The following is a 23681-nucleotide window of genomic DNA, read 5'->3' as shown; positions in this document are numbered from 1 at the left end:
CTGCTGACCCTGGGTAACGGTGGGAGATCCCGATGAGCGACCGCGTCGAGAAGACGGTCGAAGCGCTGCGCGCTTCGCTGAAGGAGATCGAGCGTCTGCGTCAGCAGAACCGGGACCTGGTGAGCACGGCACGGGAACCGATCGCGATCGTCGGCATGGGCTGCCGGCTGCCCGGCGGCGTGACCGACCCGGCCGGGCTCTGGCAGCTCGTCGCCGAGGGCCGGGACGCGATCGGGGGCTTCCCGGTCAACCGCGGCTGGGACGAGATCCCGGACGCCCCGGACGCGCCCGCGTACGCCCGGCAGGGTGGCTTCGTCCACGACGCCGACGCGTTCGACGCCGGCCTGTTCGGCATCAGCCCCCGCGAGGCCGTCGCGATGGACCCGCAGCAGCGGCTGATCCTCGAGTCCGCCTGGGAGACGGTGGAACGCGCCGGCATCGACCCGTTGTCGCTGCGCGGCAGCCGCACCGGCGTCTTCGTGGGCGCCTCCGCCTCGTGGTACGGGGCCGGCTCCGCCGCCAAGGAAAGCGAGGGTCACCTCCTCACCGGCACCGCCAACAGCGTCATCTCCGGCCGGATCGCCTACACGCTCGGGCTGGAGGGCCCGGCCGTCACCATCGACACGGCCTGCTCGTCGTCGCTCGTCGCGCTGCACCTGGCCGCGCAGGCGCTGCGGCAGGGCGAGTGCACGCTCGCCCTCGTCGGCGGTGTCACCGTCATCCCGGGTCCGGCCGTGTTCGCCGAGTTCGCCCGGCAGGGCGGCCTGGCCGGCGACGGCCGGTGCAAGTCGTTCGCCGCCGGCGCCGACGGGACCGGCTGGTCCGAGGGCGCCGCCGTGCTGGTGGTCGAGCGGCTCAGCGACGCCCGCCGGCTCGGGCACGACGTGCTCGCCGTCGTGCGGGGCAGCGCGGTCAACTCCGACGGCGCGTCGAACGGCCTCACCGCACCCAACGGGCCCGCCCAGGAACGGGTGATCCGGCAGGCGCTCGCCGCCGCCCGCCTGGTCGCAGACGACATCGACGTGGTCGAGGGGCACGGCACCGGCACCACGCTCGGCGACCCGATCGAGGCGCACGCGCTGCACCAGACCTACGGCCGGGAGCGGACCACCGGACGCTCGCTGTGGCTCGGCTCGCTGAAGTCGAACATCGGGCACACCCAGGCCGCCTCCGGCCTCGCCGGCGTCATCAAGATGGTGCTGGCGATCCGGCACGGCGAGCTGCCCCGCACGCTGCACGCGGACGTCCCCGACCCGAACATCGGCTGGGCGCCCGGCGGCGTCGAACTGCTCACCGAGGCCCGGCCGTGGCCGGTCACCGGGCAGCCGCGCCGCGCCGCGGTCTCCTCGTTCGGGATCAGCGGCACCAACGCGCACGCCATCGTCGAGGAGGCGCCACCGGTCGAGCGTCCGGTCACCGAGGCCGTCACCACGCCCCGGATCGTGCCGATCCCGCTCGCCGCCGGCTCCGACGCGGCGCTGCGCGCCCAGGCCGGCCGGCTGCGCGAGCTGCTCGCCGCCGAGCCGGCCCCCGACCTGGTGTCGACGGGTCTGGCCGCCGCCACCACCCGGGCCGCGCTGGAGCACCGGGCGGTCGTGCTGGCCGGCGACCACGCCGCGGCGCTGGACGCCCTGGACGCCCTGGCCGAGGGGCGTCCGGACGCCGACCTGATCCGGGACACCGTGCACACCGGGCGCACCGCGATCCTGTTCACCGGGCAGGGCGCCCAGCGGGCCGGGATGGGCCGCGCCCTCGCCGAGGCGTTCCCGGTGTTCGCGGACGCGTTCGACACGATCGTCGCGCGCTTCGACGGGCTGCGGGCGGCGCTGGAGTCCGACGAGATCCACCGCACCGTCCACTCCCAGGCCGGCCTGTTCGCCTTCGAGGTCGCGCTGCACCGGCTCCTGGAGAGCTGGGGGATCACCCCCGACTTCCTGCTCGGCCACTCGATCGGGGAGATCGTCGCGGCCCACGTCGCCGGCGTGCTGGACCTCGACGACGCGGTGACCCTGGTCGCCGCCCGCGGCCGGCTCATGCAGGCGCTACCGGCCGGCGGAGCGATGCTGGCGGTGCGCGCGTCCGAGGACGAGGTCCGGGAGGTGATCGCCGGCACCGGAGTGGACGTCGCGGCGGTCAACGGCCCGGCGTCGGTGGTGCTCTCCGGCCCGGTCGAGGCGATCGACGACTTGATGCCCCGGTTCGCCAAGGCGACCCGGCTGATGGTGTCGCACGCCTTCCACTCGGCCCTGATGGAGCCGATGCTGGCCGAGTTCGCGGCCGCGATCGCGCACCTCGACTTCGCGGCGCCGCGGATCCCGGTGGTGTCGAACCTGACCGGCGAACCGGTGGCGGCGTTCACCACCGACCACTGGGTGCGGCACGTACGCGAGGCCGTGCGCTTCGCCGACGGCATCGGCTGGCTGCGCGCCCAGGGCACCACCCGGTTCCTGGAGGCCGGCCCGGACGCGGTGCTCACCGCGATGACCCGGCTCTGCCTCGACGGCGCCCCGGCGCTGGTCGCCCCCACCGCCCGCCGCGACCACGACGAGGTGCACACCGTGCTCGGCGCCGCCGGCCGCCTGCACGCGCACGGCGCGGCAGTGGACTGGCGGGCCGTGTTCGCCGACTGGGGCGGCACCCCGATCGCGCTGCCCACCTATCCGTTCCAGCGGGAGCACTACTGGCTCGGCGCCGTCCCGACGGGTGTGGCGGACCTCCGCCACCGCGTCACCTGGGAACCGGTCGACCTCGGCCCGGGCACGATCGACGGCACCTGGCTGCTGGCCGGCGCGGACGACGACCTCGCCGCCGCGCTGCGGTCCGCCGGGGCCACGGTGACCCCCTTCGCCGTCGGCGACCGGCCCGACCGTACCGACCTCGCCGCCCGCCTGCGCGCGCTCGGCGACGTCGCCGGCATCGTCGTCGCCGGGGCGCCGGACACCTCGGTGATCGCGCTGCTCGCCGCCGCCCGCGACGCCGACGTCGCCGGCCGGCTCTGGTGCGTGACCCGCGGCGCCGTCGCGACCGGACCGCACGACGCCGCCGACCCCGACGCGGCGCGACTCTGGGGCCTCGGCCGGGTCGCCGCCCTGGAGGCCCCCGACCGGTGGGGCGGCCTCGTCGACCTGGACGGCGACGCCGTCGACCAGCTCGCCGGCGTGCTGGCCCAGCGCCGCGAGGACCAGGTCGCGTTGCGCGCCGGCGGGCCGCTCGGCCGGCGCCTCGTCCCGGCCGGCGAGCCCGGCCCGGGCGCCGCCTGGCAGCCCCGCGGCACGGTGCTGGTCACCGGCGGCACCGGCGGCCTCGGTGGGCACGTCGCCCGCTGGCTCGCCGAGCGCGGCACCCCGCACATCATGCTGCTGTCCCGGCGCGGCGCCGACGCGCCCGGCGTCGCCGAGCGGGTCGCCGAGCTGACCGCGTACGGCAGTCGGGTCTCGGTCGTGGCCTGCGACGTCGCCGACGGCGACGCCCTCGCCGCCGCGCTCGCCGAGGTGCCCGCGGACCTCCCGGTCACCGGCGTCATCCACACCGCCGGGGCGATCGACGCCACCGCGCTGGACGAGGTCACCCCGGCCGGGTACGCGGCCGTGCTGCGCGCCAAGGTGGACGGCGCGGCCCACCTGGACCGGCTGCTCGCCGACACCGACCTCGACGTCTTCGTGCTGTTCTCCAGCATCTCCGGGATCTGGGGCAGCGGCGGGCAGGCCGCCTACAGCGCCGCCAACGCCTACCTGGACGCGCTCGCCGCCCGCCGCCGCCACCAGGGCCGGGCCGCGACGGCGGTGGCCTGGGGCCCGTGGGCCGGCGACGGCATGATCACCGCCGACGACGCCGAGACCTACCTGCGCCGCCGGGGCCTCCGGCCGCTGGCGCCGCGCCGGGCGATCGCGGCGCTGGCCCACGCGGTCGACCACGACGAGGGCCAGGTCGTGGTGGCCGACGTCGACTGGGACCGGTTCCAGCCGGCGTTCGTCGCCGGCCGCCCGTCCGCGCTGCTCCCGGACCGCCCGGCCGCGATCGAAACCGCACCCCGGGCGTCCGCCGACGACGCGCTGCGACGCCGGCTGCTCGCGGCCGACGAGGCCGAGCGGCCCCGGCTGGTCCTGGCGCTCGTGCGCACCGAGGTGGCCGCCGTGCTCGGGTACGCCGACCCGGCGGCGGTCGAGCCGAACCGCCCGTTCAAGGCGCTCGGCTTCGACTCGCTGACCGCTGTCGAGCTGCGCGACCGGCTGAACACCGCGACCGGGCTGACGCTGCCGGCCAGCCTCGTCTACGACTACCCGAGCCCGGCCACGCTGGCCACCCACCTCGCCGCGGAGATCCTCGGCGCCGCCGGTGGCGCCGCCGTCACGGTCGTCGAGCGGACGGCCGGCGCCGACGACCCGATCGCCATCGTGGGCATCAGCTGCCGGTACGCCGGCGACATCCGCACCCCGGAGGACCTCTGGCGGCTGGTGGCCGCGGGTGGCGACGGGGTGTCCGAGTTCCCGGCCGACCGGGGCTGGGACCTCGCCGGGCTCTACCACCCGGACCCGGACCACAGCGGCACCTCCTACACCCGGCACGGCGGGTTCATCGACGACATCGCCGACTTCGACGCCGGCATGTTCGGCATCTCGCCGCGCGAGGCGCTGGCCATGGACCCGCAGCAGCGGCTGCTGCTGGAGACCAGTTGGGAGGCGTTCGAGCGGGCCCGGATCGACCCGACCTCGCTGCACGGCAGCCGGACCGGCGTGTTCATCGGCTCGAACAGCCAGGACTACCTGGCGCTGCTCGTCGCCGGGGACGGCGACGCCGAGGGGTACGTCGCCACCGGCAGCGCGGCGAGCGTCGTCTCCGGGCGGGTCGCCTACGCGTTCGGCCTGGAAGGTCCCGCGGTCACCGTGGACACCGCCTGCTCGTCGTCGCTCGTCGCGATCCACCTGGCCGCGCAGGCGCTGCGGAGCGGGGAGTGCACGCTGGCGCTCACCGGTGGCGTCGCCCTGATGTCCACGCCGACGATCTTCACCGAGTTCTCCCGCCAGCGCGGCCTGTCGGCGGACGGCAGGTGCAAGGCGTTCGCGGACGCGGCGGACGGCACCGGCTGGGGCGAGGGCGCCGGCCTGCTCCTGCTGGAGCGGCTCTCCGACGCCGAGCGCGCCGGCCACGAGGTGCTGGCGGTGCTGCGCGGCAGCGCGATCAACTCCGACGGCGCCTCGAACGGGCTGACCGCACCGAACGGCCCGTCCCAGCAGCGGGTGATCCGGCAGGCGCTGGCCAACGCCCGGCTCGCGCCCGCCGACGTGGACGCGGTCGAGGCGCACGGCACCGGCACCCGCCTCGGCGACCCGATCGAGGCGCAGGCGTTGCTCGCCACCTACGGCCAGGACCGCGCCGAGCCGCTCTGGCTGGGCTCGATCAAGTCGAACATCGGGCACACCCAGGCCGCGTCCGGCGTCGCCGGCATCATCAAGATGGTGATGGCTCTGCGGCACCGCAGCCTGCCGGCCACGCTGCACGTCGACGCCCCGTCGTCGAAGGTGGACTGGTCCGCCGGCGCGGTGCGGCTGCTGACCGCGCCCCGCGAGTGGCCCGTCGAGCCCGGCCGGGTCCGGCGGGCCGGCGTGTCCTCGTTCGGGATGAGCGGGACCAACGCCCACGTCATCATCGAGGAAGCCCCCGCGCCCGCGGCGGTCGCGGCCCCGACCGCGGTCCCGCCGACCGTGCCGTGGCTCCTGTCCGCCCGCTCCGCGGCGGCGCTCGCCGGGCAGGCCGACCGGCTGGCCGGGTTCGCCGCCGACCGGCCGGACCTGGACGTGGCGGCCGTCGCCCGGGCGCTCGCCACCACCCGGGCGAGCCTTCCGCACCGGGCGGTCGTCGTCGGCGGTACGCGCGCCGAGCTGATCGCCGAGCTGGCGACCGTGCCGGCCGGCCCCCCGGCCGTCGACGGCGACGGCGCCGTGGTGCTGGTCTTCCCGGGCCAGGGCAGCCAGTGGCTGGGGATGGCCGCGGCCCTGCTGGACGAGTCACCGGTGTTCGCCGCGCGGATCGCCGAGTGCGCGGCGGCGCTGCACCCGTTCGTGGACTGGAACCTGCTGGACGTGCTGCGGTCGGAGGACGACGGCTGGATGTCGCGGGTCGACGTCGTGCAGCCGGTGCTCTGGGCCGTGATGGTGTCGCTGGCCGCGCTCTGGCAGTCCCTGGGTGTGGTGGTCGCCGCCGTGGTCGGCCACTCGCAGGGCGAGATCGCGGCGGCGGTGGTCGCCGGGATCCTCAGCCTGCCGGACGGCGCGCGGGTGGTGGCGGTGCGCTCGCGGGCCCTGCGGGCGATCGCCGGCACCGGCGGGATGCTCGCGGTCGCCGCCGACCCGGAGACGGCGGCCACCCTGGTCGGGGGCGTCGCCGGCGTGTCCGTGGCGGCGGCGAACGGCCCGGCGTCGGTGGTGCTCTCCGGCGACGTGGTCGGCCTTGAGGAGGTCGCCGCGCGGTGCGCCGACCGGGGCGTCTGGTGCCGTCGGGTGCCGGTCGACTACGCCTCGCACAGCGCGCACGTGGACAGCCTGCGGGCCGAGCTGCTGGCGGCGTTCGAGGGGTTGACCCCCCGTGCGGGCACGGTGCCGTTCCACTCGACGGTGACCGGTGGGCGGATCGACCCGGTGGAGCTGGACGCCGGGTACTGGTTCGAGAACCTGCGCCGGCCGGTGCGCTTCGACGACGTCGTCGCCGGGCTGATCGCGGCCGGGCACCGGCTCTTCGTCGAGGCCAGCCCGCACCCGGTGCTCACCGCGGGAATCGACGAGCGCGGCGGCGCGGCGGTCGGCTCGCTGCGCCGGGACGCCGGCGACCTGGCCCAGCTGACGAGGTCGGCGGGTGACCTGTGGCGGCGCGGCGGCCACGTCGACTGGCCGACGCTGACCGGTGACGGTCCGGCCGCCGAGCTGCCGACGTACGCGTTCGACAGGCAGCGGTTCTGGCCCGCGGTGACCGTGCGCGGCGGCGACGCGACCGCGATCGGCCTCACCGAGGTCCGTCACCCGCTGCTCGGCGCCGGCGTCGTGCTGGCCGACGGCGACGGCGTGGTGCTCTCCGGCCGGTGGACGCTCGCGACGCTGCCGTGGTTCGCCGACCACGCGGTGGCCGGCCGGATCGTGGTGCCCGGCACCGCGTTCGTGGAGCTGGCCTGGCAGGCGTGCCTCGCGGTCGGCGCGGCGGCGGTGCGGGACCTCTCCCTGCACGCGCCGCTGGTGCTGACCGCCGACGGTGGCGTGTCGGTGCAGGTCCGCGTCGGCGCGCCCGAGGCGGACGGCGACCGGACGGTCCGGGTGTTCTCCCGCTCCGGCGACGACCCGCTGGACGCCGGCGACGACTGGGTCTGCCACGCGTCGGGCGTGATCGGCGCGACCGGCGCGGCCACCGCCGAGGAGCCGGCCACCTGGCCGCCGCCGGGGGCCGTCGCCGTCGACGTGACCGGCTTCTACCGGGCCGGCGCCGAGGCGGGGTACGGCTACGGCGAGACCTTCCGCGGTCTGCGGCGGGCCTGGCGTGTCGGCGACGACGTGTACGCCGAGGTCGAGCTGCCCGAGTCGGTGGCGCCCGGGGCGTACGGCGTGCACCCGGCGCTTCTCGACGCGGCGCTGCACGGTCTCGGGCTGGACGCGCCGGCCGGCGCCGGATCCGGACCGATGCTGCCGTTCTCGTGGTCGGGGGTGCGCCTGTTCGCCCGGGGCGCGTCGATGCTGCGGGTGCGGTTGACGCGCGCCGACGACGGCGGGGTGGCGGTGCGGTTGGCCGACGCGTCGGGCGCGCCGGTCGCGTCGATCGACCGCCTGGTGCTCCGCGCCTGGGACGGGACCCCGGCGGCCGACGCCGGGGTGCGGGAGGCGTTGCTGCGGGTCGACTGGTCGCCGTTGCGCGACGCGGTCGCCGTGGACGTGCCGGCCGAGGTGTGGCGGGTGGACGCGCCGGACCCGGCGGTGGCGCTGGAGCGGGTGCAGGGCTGGTTGGCGTCGACCGTCGACGGTGTGCTCGTCGTCGTGCTGCCCGGTGCGGTGCCGGTCGGCGGCGTTGTCGTCGACCCGTACGCGGCGGGGGTGTGGGGTCTGCTCCGCTCCGCGCAGTCGGAGAATCCGGGCCGGATCGTGCTCGTCGACGGTGACGGTGAGGACGGGTTCCTGCGTGGGTTGGCCGGTCTGGGTGAGCCGCAGGTGGCGGTGCGCGGGTCGGTGGTGTTCGTGCCGCGGTTGGTGCGGGCGTTGCCGTCGTCGTCGCTCGCCGTGCCGGAGGTTCCGGCGTGGCGCCTCGACGTGGTGGGCGGGTCGTCGTTGGACTGCCTGGCGCTGGTGCCGGCCGACGACGCGCTGGCGCCGCTGGCGGCTGGTCAGGTGCGGGTGTCGATGCGTGCCGCCGGCGTCAACTTCCGCGACGTGCTGATGGCCCTGGGCCTCTACCCGGAGCCGGCCCGGATGGGCTCCGAAGGCGCCGGCGTCGTGCTGGAGGTCGCCTCCGACGTCACCGGCATCGAACCCGGCGACCGCGTCTTCGGCTCGTTCGTGGGCGCGTTCGGCCCGGTGGCGGTGACCGACCACCGTCTGCTGTCGCCGATGCCGGCCGGCTGGTCGTTCGCGCAGGCGGCGTCCGTGTCGACGGCGTTCGTGACCGCGTTCTTCGGCCTGCGGGACGTGGCGGGCCTGCGGGCGGGGGAGCGGCTGCTGGTGCACGCCGGCGCGGGTGGCGTGGGTATGGCCGCGGTCCAGTTGGCGCTGGCGTGGGGTGTGGAGGTGTTCGCGACCGCGTCGCCGGGCAAGTGGGACGTGTTGCGGGGTCTGGGTCTGGACGACGCGCACATCGCGTCGTCGCGGGACACCGGTTTCGAGGCGGCGTTCGGCCGGGTGGATGTGGTGTTGAACTCGCTGGCGGGTGAGTTCGTCGACGCGTCGCTGCGGATGCTCGACGACGGCGGCCGGTTCGTGGAGATGGGCAAGGCCGACGTCCGCGACGCCGACGGGCCGGCCGCGCGGGGCGTCGCGTACTCCGTCTTCGACCTGACCCGGATCGGCGTCGACCGGATCGCCGCGATCCAGGCCGAGGTGGTGGACCTGGTCGAGCGCGACGACGTCGCCCTGTTGCCGTTCCGGGCCTGGGACGTGCGGGACGCGGCGGAGGCGTTCCGGTTCATGTCGCAGGGCCGGCACGTGGGCAAGATCGTGTTGACGATTCCGTCCACGCCGTCGGGGACGGTCCTGTTGACCGGTGGCACCGGTGTGCTGGGTGGCCTGTTCGCGGAGCACCTGGCTTCTGTGCACGGTGTCAGGGACCTTGTCCTGGTGTCCCGGCGTGGTCCGGCCGCGCCGGGTGCGGACGACCTGGTGGAGCGGTTGCGGGCTGCGGGCGCTGAGGTGCGGGTGGTCGCGGCGGATGTGGCGGATCGTGGGGCGCTGGCCGGGGTGCTTGAGGACATCGAGGATCTGTCGGGTGTGGTGCATCTGGCGGGTGTGTTGGATGACGGGGCGTTCGAGGGTTTGTCCGGCGAGCGGGTGGCGTCGGTGTGGGCGGGTAAGGCGGTGGCGGCGGCTCATCTGGATGAGTTGACGCGGGGCCGGGATCTGGCGTGGTTCGTGGTGTTCTCGTCGGCGTCGGCGACGTTCGGTACGGCGGGTCAGGCGGGGTATGCGTCGGCGAACGCGTTTCTGGATGGTCTGGTGGCGGCTCGGCGGGCGCGGGGTTTGCCGGGGTTGTCGGTGGGGTGGGGGTTGTGGGCGGCGTTGTCGGAGATGACGTCGCATTTGGATGAGCGTGCGGTGGCGCGTATCGGTGGGGTGTTGTCGTCGGCGTTGGGTGTGGCGTTGTTCGACGAGGCGGTGCGTCTGCCGTTGTCGCATGTGATGCCGATCAGTTTGGACCTGTCGGGTTATCGCGGCGGGGAGGTGGAGGTGCCGGCGCTGCTGCGGTCGCTGGTCCGACCGGCCCTGCGCCAGGCGAACTCGGCCCGCGCCGAGACCGGCTCGCTGCCCACCACGCTCGCCGGGATGACGCCCGCCGCACAGCACAGCCTCCTGCTCGACCTGGTGACCACGAACGCCGCCGCGGTGCTCGGCTACGGCACGGCCGACACCATGGACGCCGACCAACCGTTCAAGGCGCTCGGCTTCGACTCGCTGACCTCGGTCGAGCTGCGCAACCGGCTGCGCGCCGCCACCGGTGTGCTGCTGCCCGCCACGCTCGTCTTCGACTACCCCACCCCGGCCGCGCTCGCCGGGTTCCTGCGGGACCGGCTGACCGGCGAGAGCCACCGCGGTCCGGACGCACGGATCACCGCGCCCGTCCCCGACGCCGGCAACGACCCGGTCGTGGTGGTGGGCATGGGCTGCCGCCTGCCGGGCGGTGTGTCGTCGCCGGAGCAGCTCTGGGACGTGGTGGCCGGCGGCCGCGACGCGATCACCGGGTTCCCCACCGACCGGGGTTGGGACCTGGCGAACCTTTTCGACCCGGATCCGGACCGGCCCGGCACCACCTACGTGCGCGAGGGCGGCTTCGTCGACGCCGCCGCCGACTTCGACGCCCGGCTGTTCGGCATCTCACCGCGCGAGGCCCTCGCCATGGACCCCCAGCAACGCATGCTGCTGGAGGTGTCGTGGGAGGCCCTCGAACGCGCCGGGATCTCCCCGGACTCGCTGCGCGGCTCGCCCACCGGCGTGTTCGTCGGCGCGGCCTCCTCCAGCTACGGCGTCGGTGTCCACCTGCCCGACGAGGTGGAAGGTCACCTGCTCACCGGCGCGGCGACGAGCATCATGTCCGGCCGGGTCGCCTACCAGTTCGGCCTCGAAGGCCCGGCCGTCACCATCGACACCGCCTGCTCCTCGTCGCTGGTCGCGCTGCACCTGGCCGCGCAGGCCCTGCGCGCCGGCGAGTGCGACCTCGCCCTGGCCGGCGGTGTCACGGTCCTCACCAACCCCGGCATCTTCACGCTCTTCGCCCGCCAGCGCGGGCTCGCCTCGGACGCCCGGTGCAAGCCGTTCGCGGCCGCCGCCGACGGCACCAGCATGGCCGAGGGCGCCGGCGTGCTCGTCGTCGAACGGCTCTCCGACGCCCGCCGCCACGGCCACCACGTGCTCGCCGTGCTCCGCGGCAGCGCCGTCAACTCCGACGGCGCGTCCAACGGTCTCACCGCCCCCAACGGGCCGGCCCAGCAGCGCGTCATCACCCAGGCGCTGGCGAACGCCGACCTCGCCCCGACCGACGTCGACGTGGTCGAGGCGCACGGCACCGGCACCGCGCTGGGCGACCCGATCGAGGCGCAGGCGTTGCTGGCGACCTACGGGCAGGACCGGGACCGGCCGCTCTGGCTGGGCTCGGTGAAGTCGAACATCGGGCACACCCAGGCCGCCGCCGGCGTCGCCGGGATCATCAAGATGGTCATGGCGTTGCGGCACCAGGAACTGCCCGCGTCGCTGCACGTCGACGAGCCGACCCCCGAGGTCGACTGGTCCACCGGAGCCGTCCGGCTGCTCACCGAGGCCCGCCCGTGGGACACCGCCGACGACCGGCCGCGCCGCTTCGCGGTCTCCTCGTTCGGCATCAGCGGCACCAACGCCCACGCCATCCTGGAAGCGCCGCCCGCCGCGCCCGCCGCGCCCGCCGCGCCCGCCGCGCCCGTCGCGCCCGTCGCGCCCGTCGCGCCCGTCGCGCCCGTCGCGCCCGTCGCGCCCGTCGCGCCCGTCGCGCCCGTCGCGCCCGTCGCGCCCGTCGCGCCCGTCGCGCCCGTCGCGCCCGTCGCGCCCGTCGCGCCCGTCGCGCCCGTCGCGCCCGTCGCGCCCGTCGCGCCCGTCGCGCCCGTCGCGCCCGTCGCGCCCGTCGCGCCCGTCGCGCCGGAGCCGGTCGACCGCCCCGTCGTCTGGGCGGTGCACGGCCGTACCGAATCGGCCCTGCGCGCTCAGGCGGCCAACCTGCGGGAGCTGCTCGCCGAGGGCCCGGCGCTCGCCGACGTCGCGGTCTCCCTCGCCACGACGCGGGCCCGACTCACCCACCGCGCGGTGGTCGTCGCGTCCGACGCGCCGGGCTTCCTCGCCGGTCTCACCGAGATCGAGTCCGGCACGGCCGGCGGCACCGCCACGGCCGGGCGGACCGCGTTCCTCTTCACCGGTCAGGGCGCACAACGCGTCGGGATGGGCGCCGGCCTGGCCGCCCGGTTCCCGGTGTTCGCCGAGGCGTTCGACGAAGTCGTGGCCCGGTTCGACGGGCTGCGCGAGGCGCTGGGCTCCGACGCGATCCACCGGACCGTGCACGCGCAGGCCGGCCTGTTCGCCGTCGAGGTGGCGCTGTACCGGCTGCTCGAGTCGTGGAAGGTGACCGCGAGTCACCTGCTGGGTCACTCGATCGGGGAGATCGCCGCCGCGCACGTGGCGGGTGTGCTGTCGCTCGACGACGCGGTCACGCTGGTGGCGGCGCGGGGTCGGTTGATGCAGGCGCTGCCGGCCGGCGGCGCGATGCTGGCCGTGCAGGCGTCCGAGGAGTCGGCGCGGGAGATCATCGCCGGCACGGACGTCGACGTCGCGGCCGTGAACGGCCCCACGTCCGTCGTGCTCTCCGGGCCGGTCGCCGCGATCGAGGAACTGGCACCCCGGTTCGCCAAGACCACCCGGCTGACGGTGTCGCACGCGTTCCACTCGTCGCTGATGGAGCCGATGCTCGCCGACTTCGCGGCCGCGATCGCCCACCTCGACTTCGGGACGCCACGGATCCCGATCGTGTCCAACCTGACCGGGGAGCCGGTCGAGGAGTTCACCACCGACTACTGGGTGCGGCACGTGCGCGAGGCGGTGCGCTTCGCCGACGGGGTGCGGTGGCTCGCCGAGCACGGGACGACCCGCTGCGTCGAGATCGGACCGGCCGCCGTCCTCACCACGATGGCACGCGACGTGGCCCCCGACCTCACCAGCATCCCGACCCAGCGCAAGGACGCCGCGGAGGACCGTACGGCGTTCCAGGCCCTCGCCGACCTGCACGTCGCCGGGCACGACGTGGACTGGGCGGCGGTGACGACCGACCTCGGCGGCACCGTGGTCGACCTGCCCACGTACGCCTTCCAGCACGAACGGTTCTGGCTCGACCCCGGACAGGTGCCCGCGCCCGACGCCGGGACCGGCGACGCCGGCTTCTGGGACGCCGTCGAGCGCGAGGACCTCACCGGCCTCGCCGGCGTGCTCGACGCCGCCGACGACCTGCTGCGCCCGGTGGTCCCGGTGCTGTCGTCCTGGCGGCGCCGCAACCGGGCCGCCGGCACCGCCGACGCCTGGCGGATGCGGGCCGGCTGGCAGCCCCTCGACGCGCTGCCCGCCGCCCACCTGACCGGCACCTGGCTGCTCGTCACCCCCGAGAACGTCGACCCCTCCGGCGTGCGGCACGCCCTCGAAGCGGCCGGCGCGACCGTCCGGCAGGCGACCGGCCCCGACCGGCTCGGCGACCACGCCGACCTGACCGGCGTCCTCGCCCTCACCGGACCCGCCGACGAGCCCGACCCCCGCCACCCGGCGGTCCCGGCCGGCATCGGCGCCACCCTCGACCTGATCCACGCCCTGACCGCCGCGGACATCGACGCGCCGCTGTGGTGCGTCACCCGCGGCGCGGTCTCCGTCGGCCGCTCCGACCCGCTGCGACGGCCCGCCCAAGCCCAGCTCTGGGGCCTCGGCCGGGTCGCCGCGCTGGAACTGCCGCAACGCTGGGGCGGCCTGATCGACCTGCCCGACACCCTCGACGCCAAGGCCGGCGAGCGGCTCGCGGCGGCGCTCGCCCAGCGGGCCGAGGACCAGATCGCGGTACGCGCGTCGGGCGTCTTCGGACGCCGCGTCACCACCGCGCCGGTGAACCGGACGGCGACACCCTGGCAGCCGCGCGGCACCACTGTCGTCACCGGCGGCACCGGGGCGCTCGGCGCCGAGGTGGCCCGCCTGCTCGCCCGCCGGGGCGCGCCGCACCTGCTGCTCACCAGCCGCCGCGGCATCGACGCCCCCGGGGCGCGGGCGCTGGAGGCCGAACTGGTCGCCCTCGGCAGCCGGGTCACCGTCGCGGCGGTCGACGTCGCCGACCGTGCCGCGCTCGCCGCGGTCCTCGACACCGTCGCCCCCGACCTGCCGGTGCACGCCGTGGTGCACGCCGCGGGCGTCGCGCCCTCGCTCGACCTGGCGCACACCGACATCGCCGCGTACGCCGACGTGGTCACCGGCAAGGTTCTCGGCGCGGTCCACCTCGACGCCCTGCTCGCCGACGCCGACCTGGACAGGTTCGTCGTCTTCTCGTCGATCGCCGGCATCTGGGGGAGCGGTGGCCAGGCCGCGTACGCCGCCGCCAACGCCCACCTCGACGCGCTCGCCGCCGCCCGTACCGCCCGGGGCCTCCAGGCCACGGCCGTGGCCTGGGGCCCGTGGGCCGAGATCGGCCTCGCCGCCGACGACGTGGCCGCCGACCACCTGCTCCGCCGGGGCCTCCGGGCGATGCCACCGGCGCTGGCCATGACCGCGTTCGCGCGGGCCGTCGACCACGGCGACACCGAACTCGTCGTCGCCGACGTCGACTGGCCGCGGTTCACCGACGCGTTCACCGCCGGCCGCCCGAGCCGGCTCTTCGACGGCCTGGTCACGGCGGCCGCCGAGGCGCCGGCGGCCGCCGAGCCGGGCGCGCGGCGTCGCGAGCTGCCCACGCTGCTCGACCTGGTGCGGGTACGCGCCGCCGCGGTGCTGGGCTTCGCCGACGCCACCGAGATCACCCCGGCCACGGCGTTCCACGACCTCGGCTTCGACTCGCTGACCGCGGTCGACCTGCGTAACGCCCTGCAACGCGAGCTGTCGTTGGCCCTGCCGTCGTCACTGGTGTTCGACCACCCGTCCCCGGAGGCCCTGGCCCGCCACCTGCACGACCTGCTCGGCGGCGGCGCCCCGGCGGAGGTGACCGCCTCCGCGCACGCGCCGGTGGCCGGCGACGACATCGTCATCGTGGGGATGGCCTGCCGCTATCCCGGTGGGGTGGAGTCGCCGGAGGACCTGTGGCGGCTGGTCGCGGACGGCGCGGACGGCACCTCCGGGTTCCCGGTCGACCGGGGCTGGCAGGTGCCGGCCCGCACGCCGTATGCCCGGACCGGCGGATTCGTGCACACCGCCGCGCAGTTCGACGCGGGTCTGTTCGGGATTTCGCCGCGTGAGGCGGTGGCGATGGATCCGCAGCAGCGCCTGTTGTTGGAGGTGTCGTGGGAGACCCTCGAACGCTCGGGACTGGATCCGCGTTCGTTGCGCGGGCGTCCGGTGGGCGTGTTCGTGGGCGCGTCGCACTCGGGTTACACCGCCGACGGCGCCGACGGTCATGTGTTGACGGGTACGGCGAACAGTGTGATCTCGGGTCGGGTGTCGTACTCGTTCGGGTTCGAGGGTCCGGCGATGACGGTGGACACGGCGTGTTCGTCGTCGTTGGTGGCGTTGCATCTGGCGGCGCAGGCGTTGCGTTCTGGTGAGTGTGATCTGGCGTTGGCGGGTGGGGTCACGGTGATCACGGGTCCGGAGGTGTTCGCGGAGTTCGCCCGTCAGGACGGGTTGTCGTCGGACGGCCGGTGCAGGTCGTTCGCCGGGAGCGCGGACGGCACGGGTTGGGGCGAGGGCGCCGGGATGCTGCTCGTCGAGCGTCGCGGTGACGCCGAGCGCCTCGGGCATCGGATCCTCGCGGTGGTCGCGGGTTCCGCGGTCAACTCCGACGGCGCGTCGAACGGTTTGACCGCGCCGAACGGGCCGGCGCAGCAGCGGGTGATCCGGCAGGCTCTGGCGAGTGCCGGGCTGACCGCCGCCGATGTGGATGTGGTGGAGGCGCACGGCACCGGCACGAAGCTCGGTGATCCGATCGAGGCGCAGGCGTTGCTGGCCACGTACGGGCAGGACCGCGACGAGCCGCTGTGGTTGGGCTCGATCAAGTCGAACATCGGGCACACCCAGGCCGCCGCCGGGGTCGCCGGGATCATCAAGCTGGTCATGGCGATGCGCCACGGTGTGCTGCCGGCGACGCTGCACGTCGACGAGCCGACCACCCACGTCGACTGGTCGGCCGGGGCGGTCGAGTTGCTGACCGAGGCCCGGCCGTGGGAGCCGGACGGCAACCCGCGGCGGGGTGCCGTGTCGGCGTTCGGGATCAGCGGCACCAACGCGCACCTGATCCTGGAGGAACCCGCCGAGCAGCCCGCCACGGCCGAGGTGCCCGAGGTCGAGGGCCCGCTGCCGTGGCCGGTGTCGGCGCGGTCGGCGGAGGCGCTGGCCGGGCAGGTACGGCGGTTGCGCGACGTCGTGGCCGCCGAACCGGAGCTGGACCGGACCGCCGTGGCGTGGTCGCTGGCCACCGGGCGAGCCGCGTTGGAGCACCGCGCGGTCCTGTTGGCCGGCACGCGCGACGAGGTCCTCGCCGGCCTGCGGGCGACCGCCGGGCCCGACGCCGTCGGCGCGCACACGGCAGTGGTGTCGGGCATGGTGTCCGAGGGCGCTCTCGCGTTCCTGTTCACCGGTCAGGGTGCGCAGCGGATCGGCATGGGCCTGCGGCTGGCGGATCGGTTCCCGGTGTTCGCGGCGGCGTTCGACGGGATCTGCGCCCGCTTCGACCAGCTCCTCGACGTGCCGCTGCGGGAGGCGGTCGACTGCGACGCGATCCACCGGACCGTCTACACGCAGGCCGGGTTGTTCGCGGTCGAGGTGGCGTTGTTCCGGCTGCTGGAGTCGTGGGGTGTCACGCCGGACTTCCTGCTGGGTCACTCGATCGGGGAGATCGCGGCGGCGCACGTGGCGGGTGTGTTGTCGCTCGACGACGCGGTGACGCTGGTGGCGGCTCGGGGTCGGTTGATGCAGGCGTTGCCGGCCGGTGGCGCGATGCTGGCGGTGCAGGCGTCCGAGGAGTCGGTGTGGGAGATCATCGCCGACACGGGTGTGGACGTCGCGGCGGTGAACGGTCCGACGTCGGTCGTGATCTCCGGTCCGGCGGACGTGATCGACGAGTTGGCGCCACGGTTCGGCAAGGCGACGCGGTTGACGGTGTCGCACGCGTTCCACTCGTCGTTGATGGAGCCGATGCTCGCCGAGTTCGCGGCCGCGATCGGGCACCTCGATTTCGGGGCGCCGCGGATTCCGGTGGTGTCGAATCTGACCGGTGAGCCGGTGGAGGAGTTCACCGTCGACTACTGGGTGCGGCACGTGCGGGAGGCGGTGCGTTTCGACGACGGCATGTCCTGGCTGGCCGCCCACGGGGTGACCCGTTGTCTGGAGGTCGGGCCGGCGGGTGTGCTGTCCGCGCTGGCCGCCCCGGACCTGACCTACGTTCCGGCGCTGCGCAAGGACCGCGACGAGACCGACAGCCTGCTGCACGCGGTCGCCACCCTGTGGACCGCCGGCGAGCCCGTGGACTGGACCGCGATCCTGCCCGCCGCGCCCCGCGTCGACCTGCCCACCTACGCCTTCCACCACAGGCACTACTGGGCCGAACCGGTCACCGCCTGCCGCCACCACGGGAACCAGCCGGCCGAGACCGACACCTGGCAGCACCACGTCACCTGGCAGCCGATCGACCTCGCCCCGACGGCGCTGACCGGACGCTGGCTGGTGGCCACCGCCGACGGCACCGACCCGGAGGACGTCACCGCCGCGCTCACCCGCGCCGGCGCCGAACCGGTACGGCTGCCCCTCACGCCCCACGACGACCGCTACTCGATCGCCGACCGGCTGCTCGACGAGGCGTTCGACGGTGCCGTCGTACTCCCCGGTCCCGGCGACGACGGCGTCCTCGTCACCACCGCCCTGCTCCAGGCGCTCGGCGACGTGGAATCCGACGCCCCGCTGTGGTGCCTGACCCGGGGCGCGGTGAGCGTCGCGCCGTCCGAGCCACTGGCCGACGCCGCCGGCGCGCAGGTCTGGGGGCTCGGCCAGGTGGCCGCGCTGGAACTGCCGCACCGCTGGGGCGGCCTCGTCGACCTGCCGCCGACGCTCGACGAGCGGGCCGCCGCCCGGCTGGTCGCGACGCTGGTCCGGCGCGACGAGAGCCAGGTCGCGCTCCGCGCCGCCGGCGCGTTCGCCCGCCGGCTCGACCGGGTGTCCGGTTCCGGCGCCGACTTCGTACCCCCGGACGGCCCGGTGCTGATCACCGGCGGGACCGGCGCGCTCGGTGCGCACGTGGCCCGCTGGCTGGCCGGGGCCGGAGTCGGCCGGCTGGTCCTGACCAGCCGCCGCGGCCCCGACGCGCCCGGCGCCGCCGACCTGCTCGCGGAGTTGACCGCCCTCGGCGCCGAGGCCATCGCGGTGGCCTGCGACGTCACCGACGAGGCGGCGCTGCGGGACCTCGTCGCCGCCCACGGCTGGCGGGGCGTCGTGCACGCGGCCGGCATCATCGACGACGGCGTGCTGGAATCCCTCACCCCGGAGCGGATCACCGAGGTCGCCCGGGTCAAGGTGGGCACCGCCCGCCTCCTGGACGAGCTGACCGACGACCTCTCGATGTTCGTGCTGTTCTCCTCGGTGGCCGGCACGATCGGTAGCCCCGGGCAGGCCAACTACGCGGCGGCGAACGCCGGTCTGGACGCGCTCGCCCGGGATCGGCAGGCCCGTGGCCTCCCGGCCACGTCGATCGCCTGGGGACCCTGGGCCGACGGCGGCATGGCCGACGGCGACGCGGTCGGGCGGCGGTTGAGCCGGGGCGGCCTCGCGCCGATGGATCCGGCGCGCGCGATGGCCGCGTTCGCCTCGGCCGTCGCCGGGGGCGCGCCGGCCGTCCTGGTCGCCGACGCCGACTGGCCGGCGCTGGCCACCGGTCGCGCCGACCGGCTGCTCGACGTGCTCGCGCCCGTCGCGCGGCAAACCGCTGCCGACGCCAAGGTGATCGCCGGGGCCTCGTCGGCGGAGCTGCTGCGGGTGGTCTGCGAGAGCACCGCACTGGTGCTGGGCCACGGTTCCGCCGCCGACGTCGACCCGGACCGCGCGTTCCGCGACCTGGGCCTGGACTCGCTGACCGGGGTCGAGCTGCGCAACCTGCTCACCCGGGCCACCACGATGCCGCTGCCCGCGACGCTGGTGTTCGACCACCCCACCCCGGCCGCGCTCGCCGAGCACCTGCGCGGGCAGCTCGCCGGCGCGGCCGGGGCGCCGCAGGAGCCGGTGGGCGGGCCGGAGCGCGACGCCGACGACCCGATCGTCATCGTCGGGATGTCCTGCCGGTTCCCCGGCGGGGTCACCAACCCCGACGAGCTGTGGGAGCTGCTGCTCGCCGGCCGCGACGGCCTGTCCGGCTTCCCGACCGACCGGGGTTGGGGCGCGGGCCTGCCGGTCGGCGTCGGCGGCTTCATCGAGGACGCCACCGGATTCGACGCGGAACTGTTCGGGGTGTCGCCCCGCGAGGCGCTCGCCATGGACCCGCAGCAGCGGGTGCTGCTGGAATCGGTGTGGGAGGCGTTCGAGCGGGCCGGCATCGATCCCGGGTCGCTGCGCGGCAGCCGCACCGGCGTCTTCGCCGGCACCAACGGCCAGGACTACACCGGCGTCGTGCTCGGCTCCGGCGACCCGCTGGTCGACGGCTTCGTGAGCACCGGCAACGCCGCCGCGGTGCTCTCCGGCCGGATCGCCTACACGTTCGGGCTCGAGGGCCCGGCGATGACCGTGGACACCGCGTGCTCCTCGTCGCTCGTCGCGCTGCACCTGGCGACGCAGGCCCTGCGGGCCGGGGAGTGCTCGCTGGCCGTCGTCGGCGGCGTGACGGTGATGTCCACGCCCGGCGCGTTCGTGGAGTTCGCCCGGCAGGACGGGCTCGCCGCCGAGGGCCGGTGCAAGGCCTTCGCCGCGGCCGCCGACGGCACCGGCTGGGCGGAGGGCGCCGGCGTCCTCGTCGTCGAGCGGCTCTCCGACGCCCGGCGGCAGGGCCACCAGGTCCTCGCCGTCGTGCGTGGCTCCGCGATCAACTCCGACGGCGCCAGCAACGGCCTGACCGCCCCGAACGGGCCGTCGCAGCAGCGGGTCATCCGGCAGGCGCTCGCCTCCGCCGGTCTCGCCCCGACCGACGTGGACGCGGTGGAGGCGCACGGCACCGGCACGAAGCTCGGCGACCCGATCGAGGCCCAGGCGCTGCTCGCCACGTACGGGCAGGACCGGGACCACCCGCTGTGGCTCGGCTCGATCAAGTCGAACATCGGCCACACCCAGGCTGCCGCCGGGGTCGCCGGGATCATCAAGATGGTCATGGCACTGCGGCACGGCGTGCTGCCGCCGACGCTGCACGTGGACGCGCCGACCCCACACGTGGACTGGTCGGCCGGCGCGGTCGAGTTGCTCACCGAGGCGCGGGACTGGCCGGCGGGGGACCGGCCGCGCCGCGCGGGCGTCTCGTCGTTCGGCCTCAGCGGCACCAACGCGCACACCATCCTGGAGGCGTACGAGCAGGAGCCGTCCACCGTCGACGCCCCGGCCGGCCCGGTGGCCTGGCTGCTGTCGGCGAAGACCCCGGCCGGCGTCCGGGACCAGGCCGCACGCCTCGGCGCCCGGCCCGACCAGGACGCCTTCCGGGTCGGGCACGACCTGGCGCTCGCTCGCCGGGCGTTGGAGCACCGGGCCGTGGTGGTCGGTACGCACCCGGACGACTTCCGGGCCGGCCTCGGCGCGCTCGGACGGGACGAGCCGGCCGGCAACCTGGTCCGCGGCACGGCGACCCGGGGCGGGCTCGCGTTCCTCTTCTCCGGGCAGGGCTCGCAACGCCCGCACATGGGACGCGGGCTGTACGAGCGGCACCCGGTCTACGCCGCGGCGTTCGACGCCGTCTGCGCCCGGTTCGACGGACTGCTCGACACCCCGCTGCGCGAGGTGGTCCTCGGCGGATCGGAACTGATCCATCGCACCGACCACACCCAGGCCGGACTCTTCGCGGTCGAGGTGGCGCTGTTCCGCCTGCTGGAGTCGTGGGGCGTCACCCCGGACCACCTGCTGGGCCACTCGATCGGCGAGGTCGTGGCCGCGCACGTGGCCGGCGCGCTCTCCCTCGACGACGCCGTGACCCTGGTCGCCGCACGAGGCCGGCTGATGCAGGCGCTGCCGGCCGGCGGGGCGATGCTGGCGGTGCAGGCCACCGAGGCCGAGGTACGCGACGCGCTGACCCCCTACGCGGACCGGGTGGGGATCGCCGCGATCAACGGCCCCACCGCCGTCGTCGTCTCCGGCTCGGCCGAGGCGGTCGACGAGCTGGCGCCCCGGTTCGCGAAGACCACCCGGCTCACCGTCTCGCACGCGTTCCACTCCCCACTGATGGAGCCGATGCTGGACGCGTTCGCGTCGGCGATCGCGGGCATCGCCTACCAGCCGCCGCGCATCCCGGTGCTGTCCAACCTGACGAACGAACCGGTCGAAGGCTTCTCGGCCGACTACTGGGTGCGTCACGTCCGGGAGGCGGTCCGCTTCGCCGACGGCGTCGGTCGCCTGGCCGCCGCCGGCGTCACCCGGTTCGCCGAGGTGGGCCCGTCCGGCGTGCTCGCCGGCATGGTGCAGTCGTGCCTGGCCGACCGGGACGGCGCGTTCACGCTCGCCCCGATGCTGCGCGGGGACCGGGACGAGGCGACCGCGGTGCTCCAGGCGACCGCCGCGCTGCACGTCGCCGGCGTCGACGTCGACTGGGCCACGGTCTTCGGCGGGCACCGCGGCCGGCTGGCCGACCTGCCCACGTACCCGTTCCAGCGGCAGCGGTTCTGGCCGGAGGTCACCGCCGCGGCCCGGCCGGCCCCGGCGTCGCCGACCGACGCCTGGCGCTATGCCCCGGCCTGGCGGCGGATCGATCCGCCGGCCACGCCACGGCTCACCGGGAACTGGCTGGTCGTCACCGCGGGCGGGGGAGCCGACGACGTCGTCGCGGCGCTGCGCGCGGCCGGCGCCGACCCGACCGAGCTGGTCCTGTCCGCCGATGCCGACCGCCGGGACCTGGCCGACCAGCTCGCCGACCGGCCGGAACCGGCCGGGATGCTGTGCGCGTTCGACGGCCCGCGGGCCGCCGCCCGGCTCACCACGCTGTTGCAGGCGCTCGACGACGCCGACGTGCTCACCCCGCTGTGGTGCCTGACCCGCGGCGCGGTGTCGGTCGCCGCGGTCGAGCCGCTCGGCGACCCCGCCCAGGCCCAGCTCTGGGGGCTGGGCCGGGTGGCGGCGCTGGAGTTCCCGCGCCGCTGGGGCGGCCTGGTCGACGTGCCCGCCGTGCTGACCGCCCGGGACGGTGACCGGCTGGCCGCGGCGCTCACCGTCGCCGGCGAGGACCAGATCGCGGTACGTTCCGCCGGGCTCCTCGTCCGCCGCCTGCGCCCCGCCCCGGCGCCGGTCGCGGCCACCCCCTACCAGCCGCGCGGCACGATCCTGGTCACCGGCGGCACCGGCGCGCTCGGCGCGCACACCGCCCGCTGGCTGGCCGCCCGCGGCGCCGAGCACCTGCTCCTGGTGTCCCGCCGCGGACCGGCCGCGCCGGGCGCCGCCGACCTGGTCACCGAGCTGGCCGGGCTCGGCACCCGGGCGACCGTCGCGGCGTGCGACGTGGCCGACCCGGCCGCGCTGGCCGACCTGCTCGCGACCGTGCCGGACCTGACCGGCGTCGTGCACGCCGCCGGGGTCAACGGGCTCACCCGGCTCGCCGACGTCACGCCCGCCGAGTTCGCCGAGGTGCTGCACGGCAAGGTGGCCGGCGCGGTCAACCTCGACGCGCAGACCCGCGACCTGGACCTGTTCGTGGTGTTCTCGTCGATCTCCGGGGTGTGGGGCAGTGGCGGCCAGGGCGCGTACGCGGCCGGCAACGCCTTCCTCGACGGGCTCGTCCGGTCCCGGCGTGACCGTGGGCGGACGGGCACCTCGATCGCGTGGGGGCCGTGGGCCGGCTCCGGCATGGCGGCCGACCCGGAGGCCGAGGAGTACCTGCGCGGCCGCGGCCTGGCCGCGCTCGATCCGGCCGCCGCCGTCGCCGCGCTGGAACGGGCGGTCGACGGCGGCGACATCGAGGTCACCGTCGCCGACGTCAGCTGGGAACGGTTCGCCGAAACCTTCACGGCCGGGCGGCCGTCCGCGCTCTTCGCCGACCTGCTGGCCGAGGCGCCGCCGGCCGACGCGCCGCGGGCGGACGCCGGCCTCCGCGACCGGTTGCTGCCCCTGCCGCGCGGCGAGCAGGCGGAGGAACTGCTCACGCTGGTACGCCGGGAGGTGGCTGCCGTCCTCGGGCACGCGACGATCGCGACCGTGCCGGGCGGGCGCGCGTTCAAGGAGCTCGGCTTCGACTCGCTGACCGCCGTCGAGCTGCGCAACCGGCTCAAGGTCGCCACCGGCGCCGAGTTGCCGGCCAGCCTGGTGTTCGACCACCCCAGCCCGGTCGCGGTGGCCACCCTGCTGCACGACCTGGTGATCGGGGCGCCGGAATCGGCCGTGGAGCCGTTCCTCGCCCAGCTCGACCACCTGGAGGCGGCCGGGACCGACCTCGACGGTGTCGCCCGGGCCCGGATCGCCATGCGGCTCAACGCGTTCCTCGCGCGGTGGAACACCGGACGCCCGGCGGAGACCGCCGAGACGATCCCCGACGAGCTGATGGCGGCCAGCGACGACGAGCTGATCGACTTCATCAAGCAGCAGCTCGACCAGGCGTGACGGAGGCCGGTGGCCCTCGGGCTCCCGGCCTCCGGTAGGGGTTGTTGCCCCTCC

At 75.8% G+C, this 23681-nt stretch carries 1 protein-coding gene; it reads left to right on the top strand.

Annotated features, from left to right (window positions below; translation table 11 throughout):
* Positions 1–32: 32 nt before the first annotated feature.
* Positions 33–23627, top strand: a complete 23595-nt coding sequence (locus tag O7618_RS12665; RefSeq protein ID WP_278106270.1) for a type I polyketide synthase — start codon at positions 33–35, stop codon at positions 23625–23627.
* Positions 23628–23681 lie beyond the last annotated feature (54 nt).

The organism is Micromonospora sp. WMMD980 (genome assembly GCF_029626035.1).
In the GTDB taxonomy this organism is placed as follows: domain Bacteria; phylum Actinomycetota; class Actinomycetes; order Mycobacteriales; family Micromonosporaceae; genus Micromonospora.
Note: the sequence above shows the minus strand (reverse complement) of the source record. Positions and strands in the feature narration are given on the sequence as shown.

Coding starts and splice junctions, on each gene's coding strand:
- O7618_RS12665 (WP_278106270.1), top strand. CDS start 33: ATGAGCGACCGCGTCGAGAAGACGGTCGAAGCGCTGCGCGCTTCGCTG.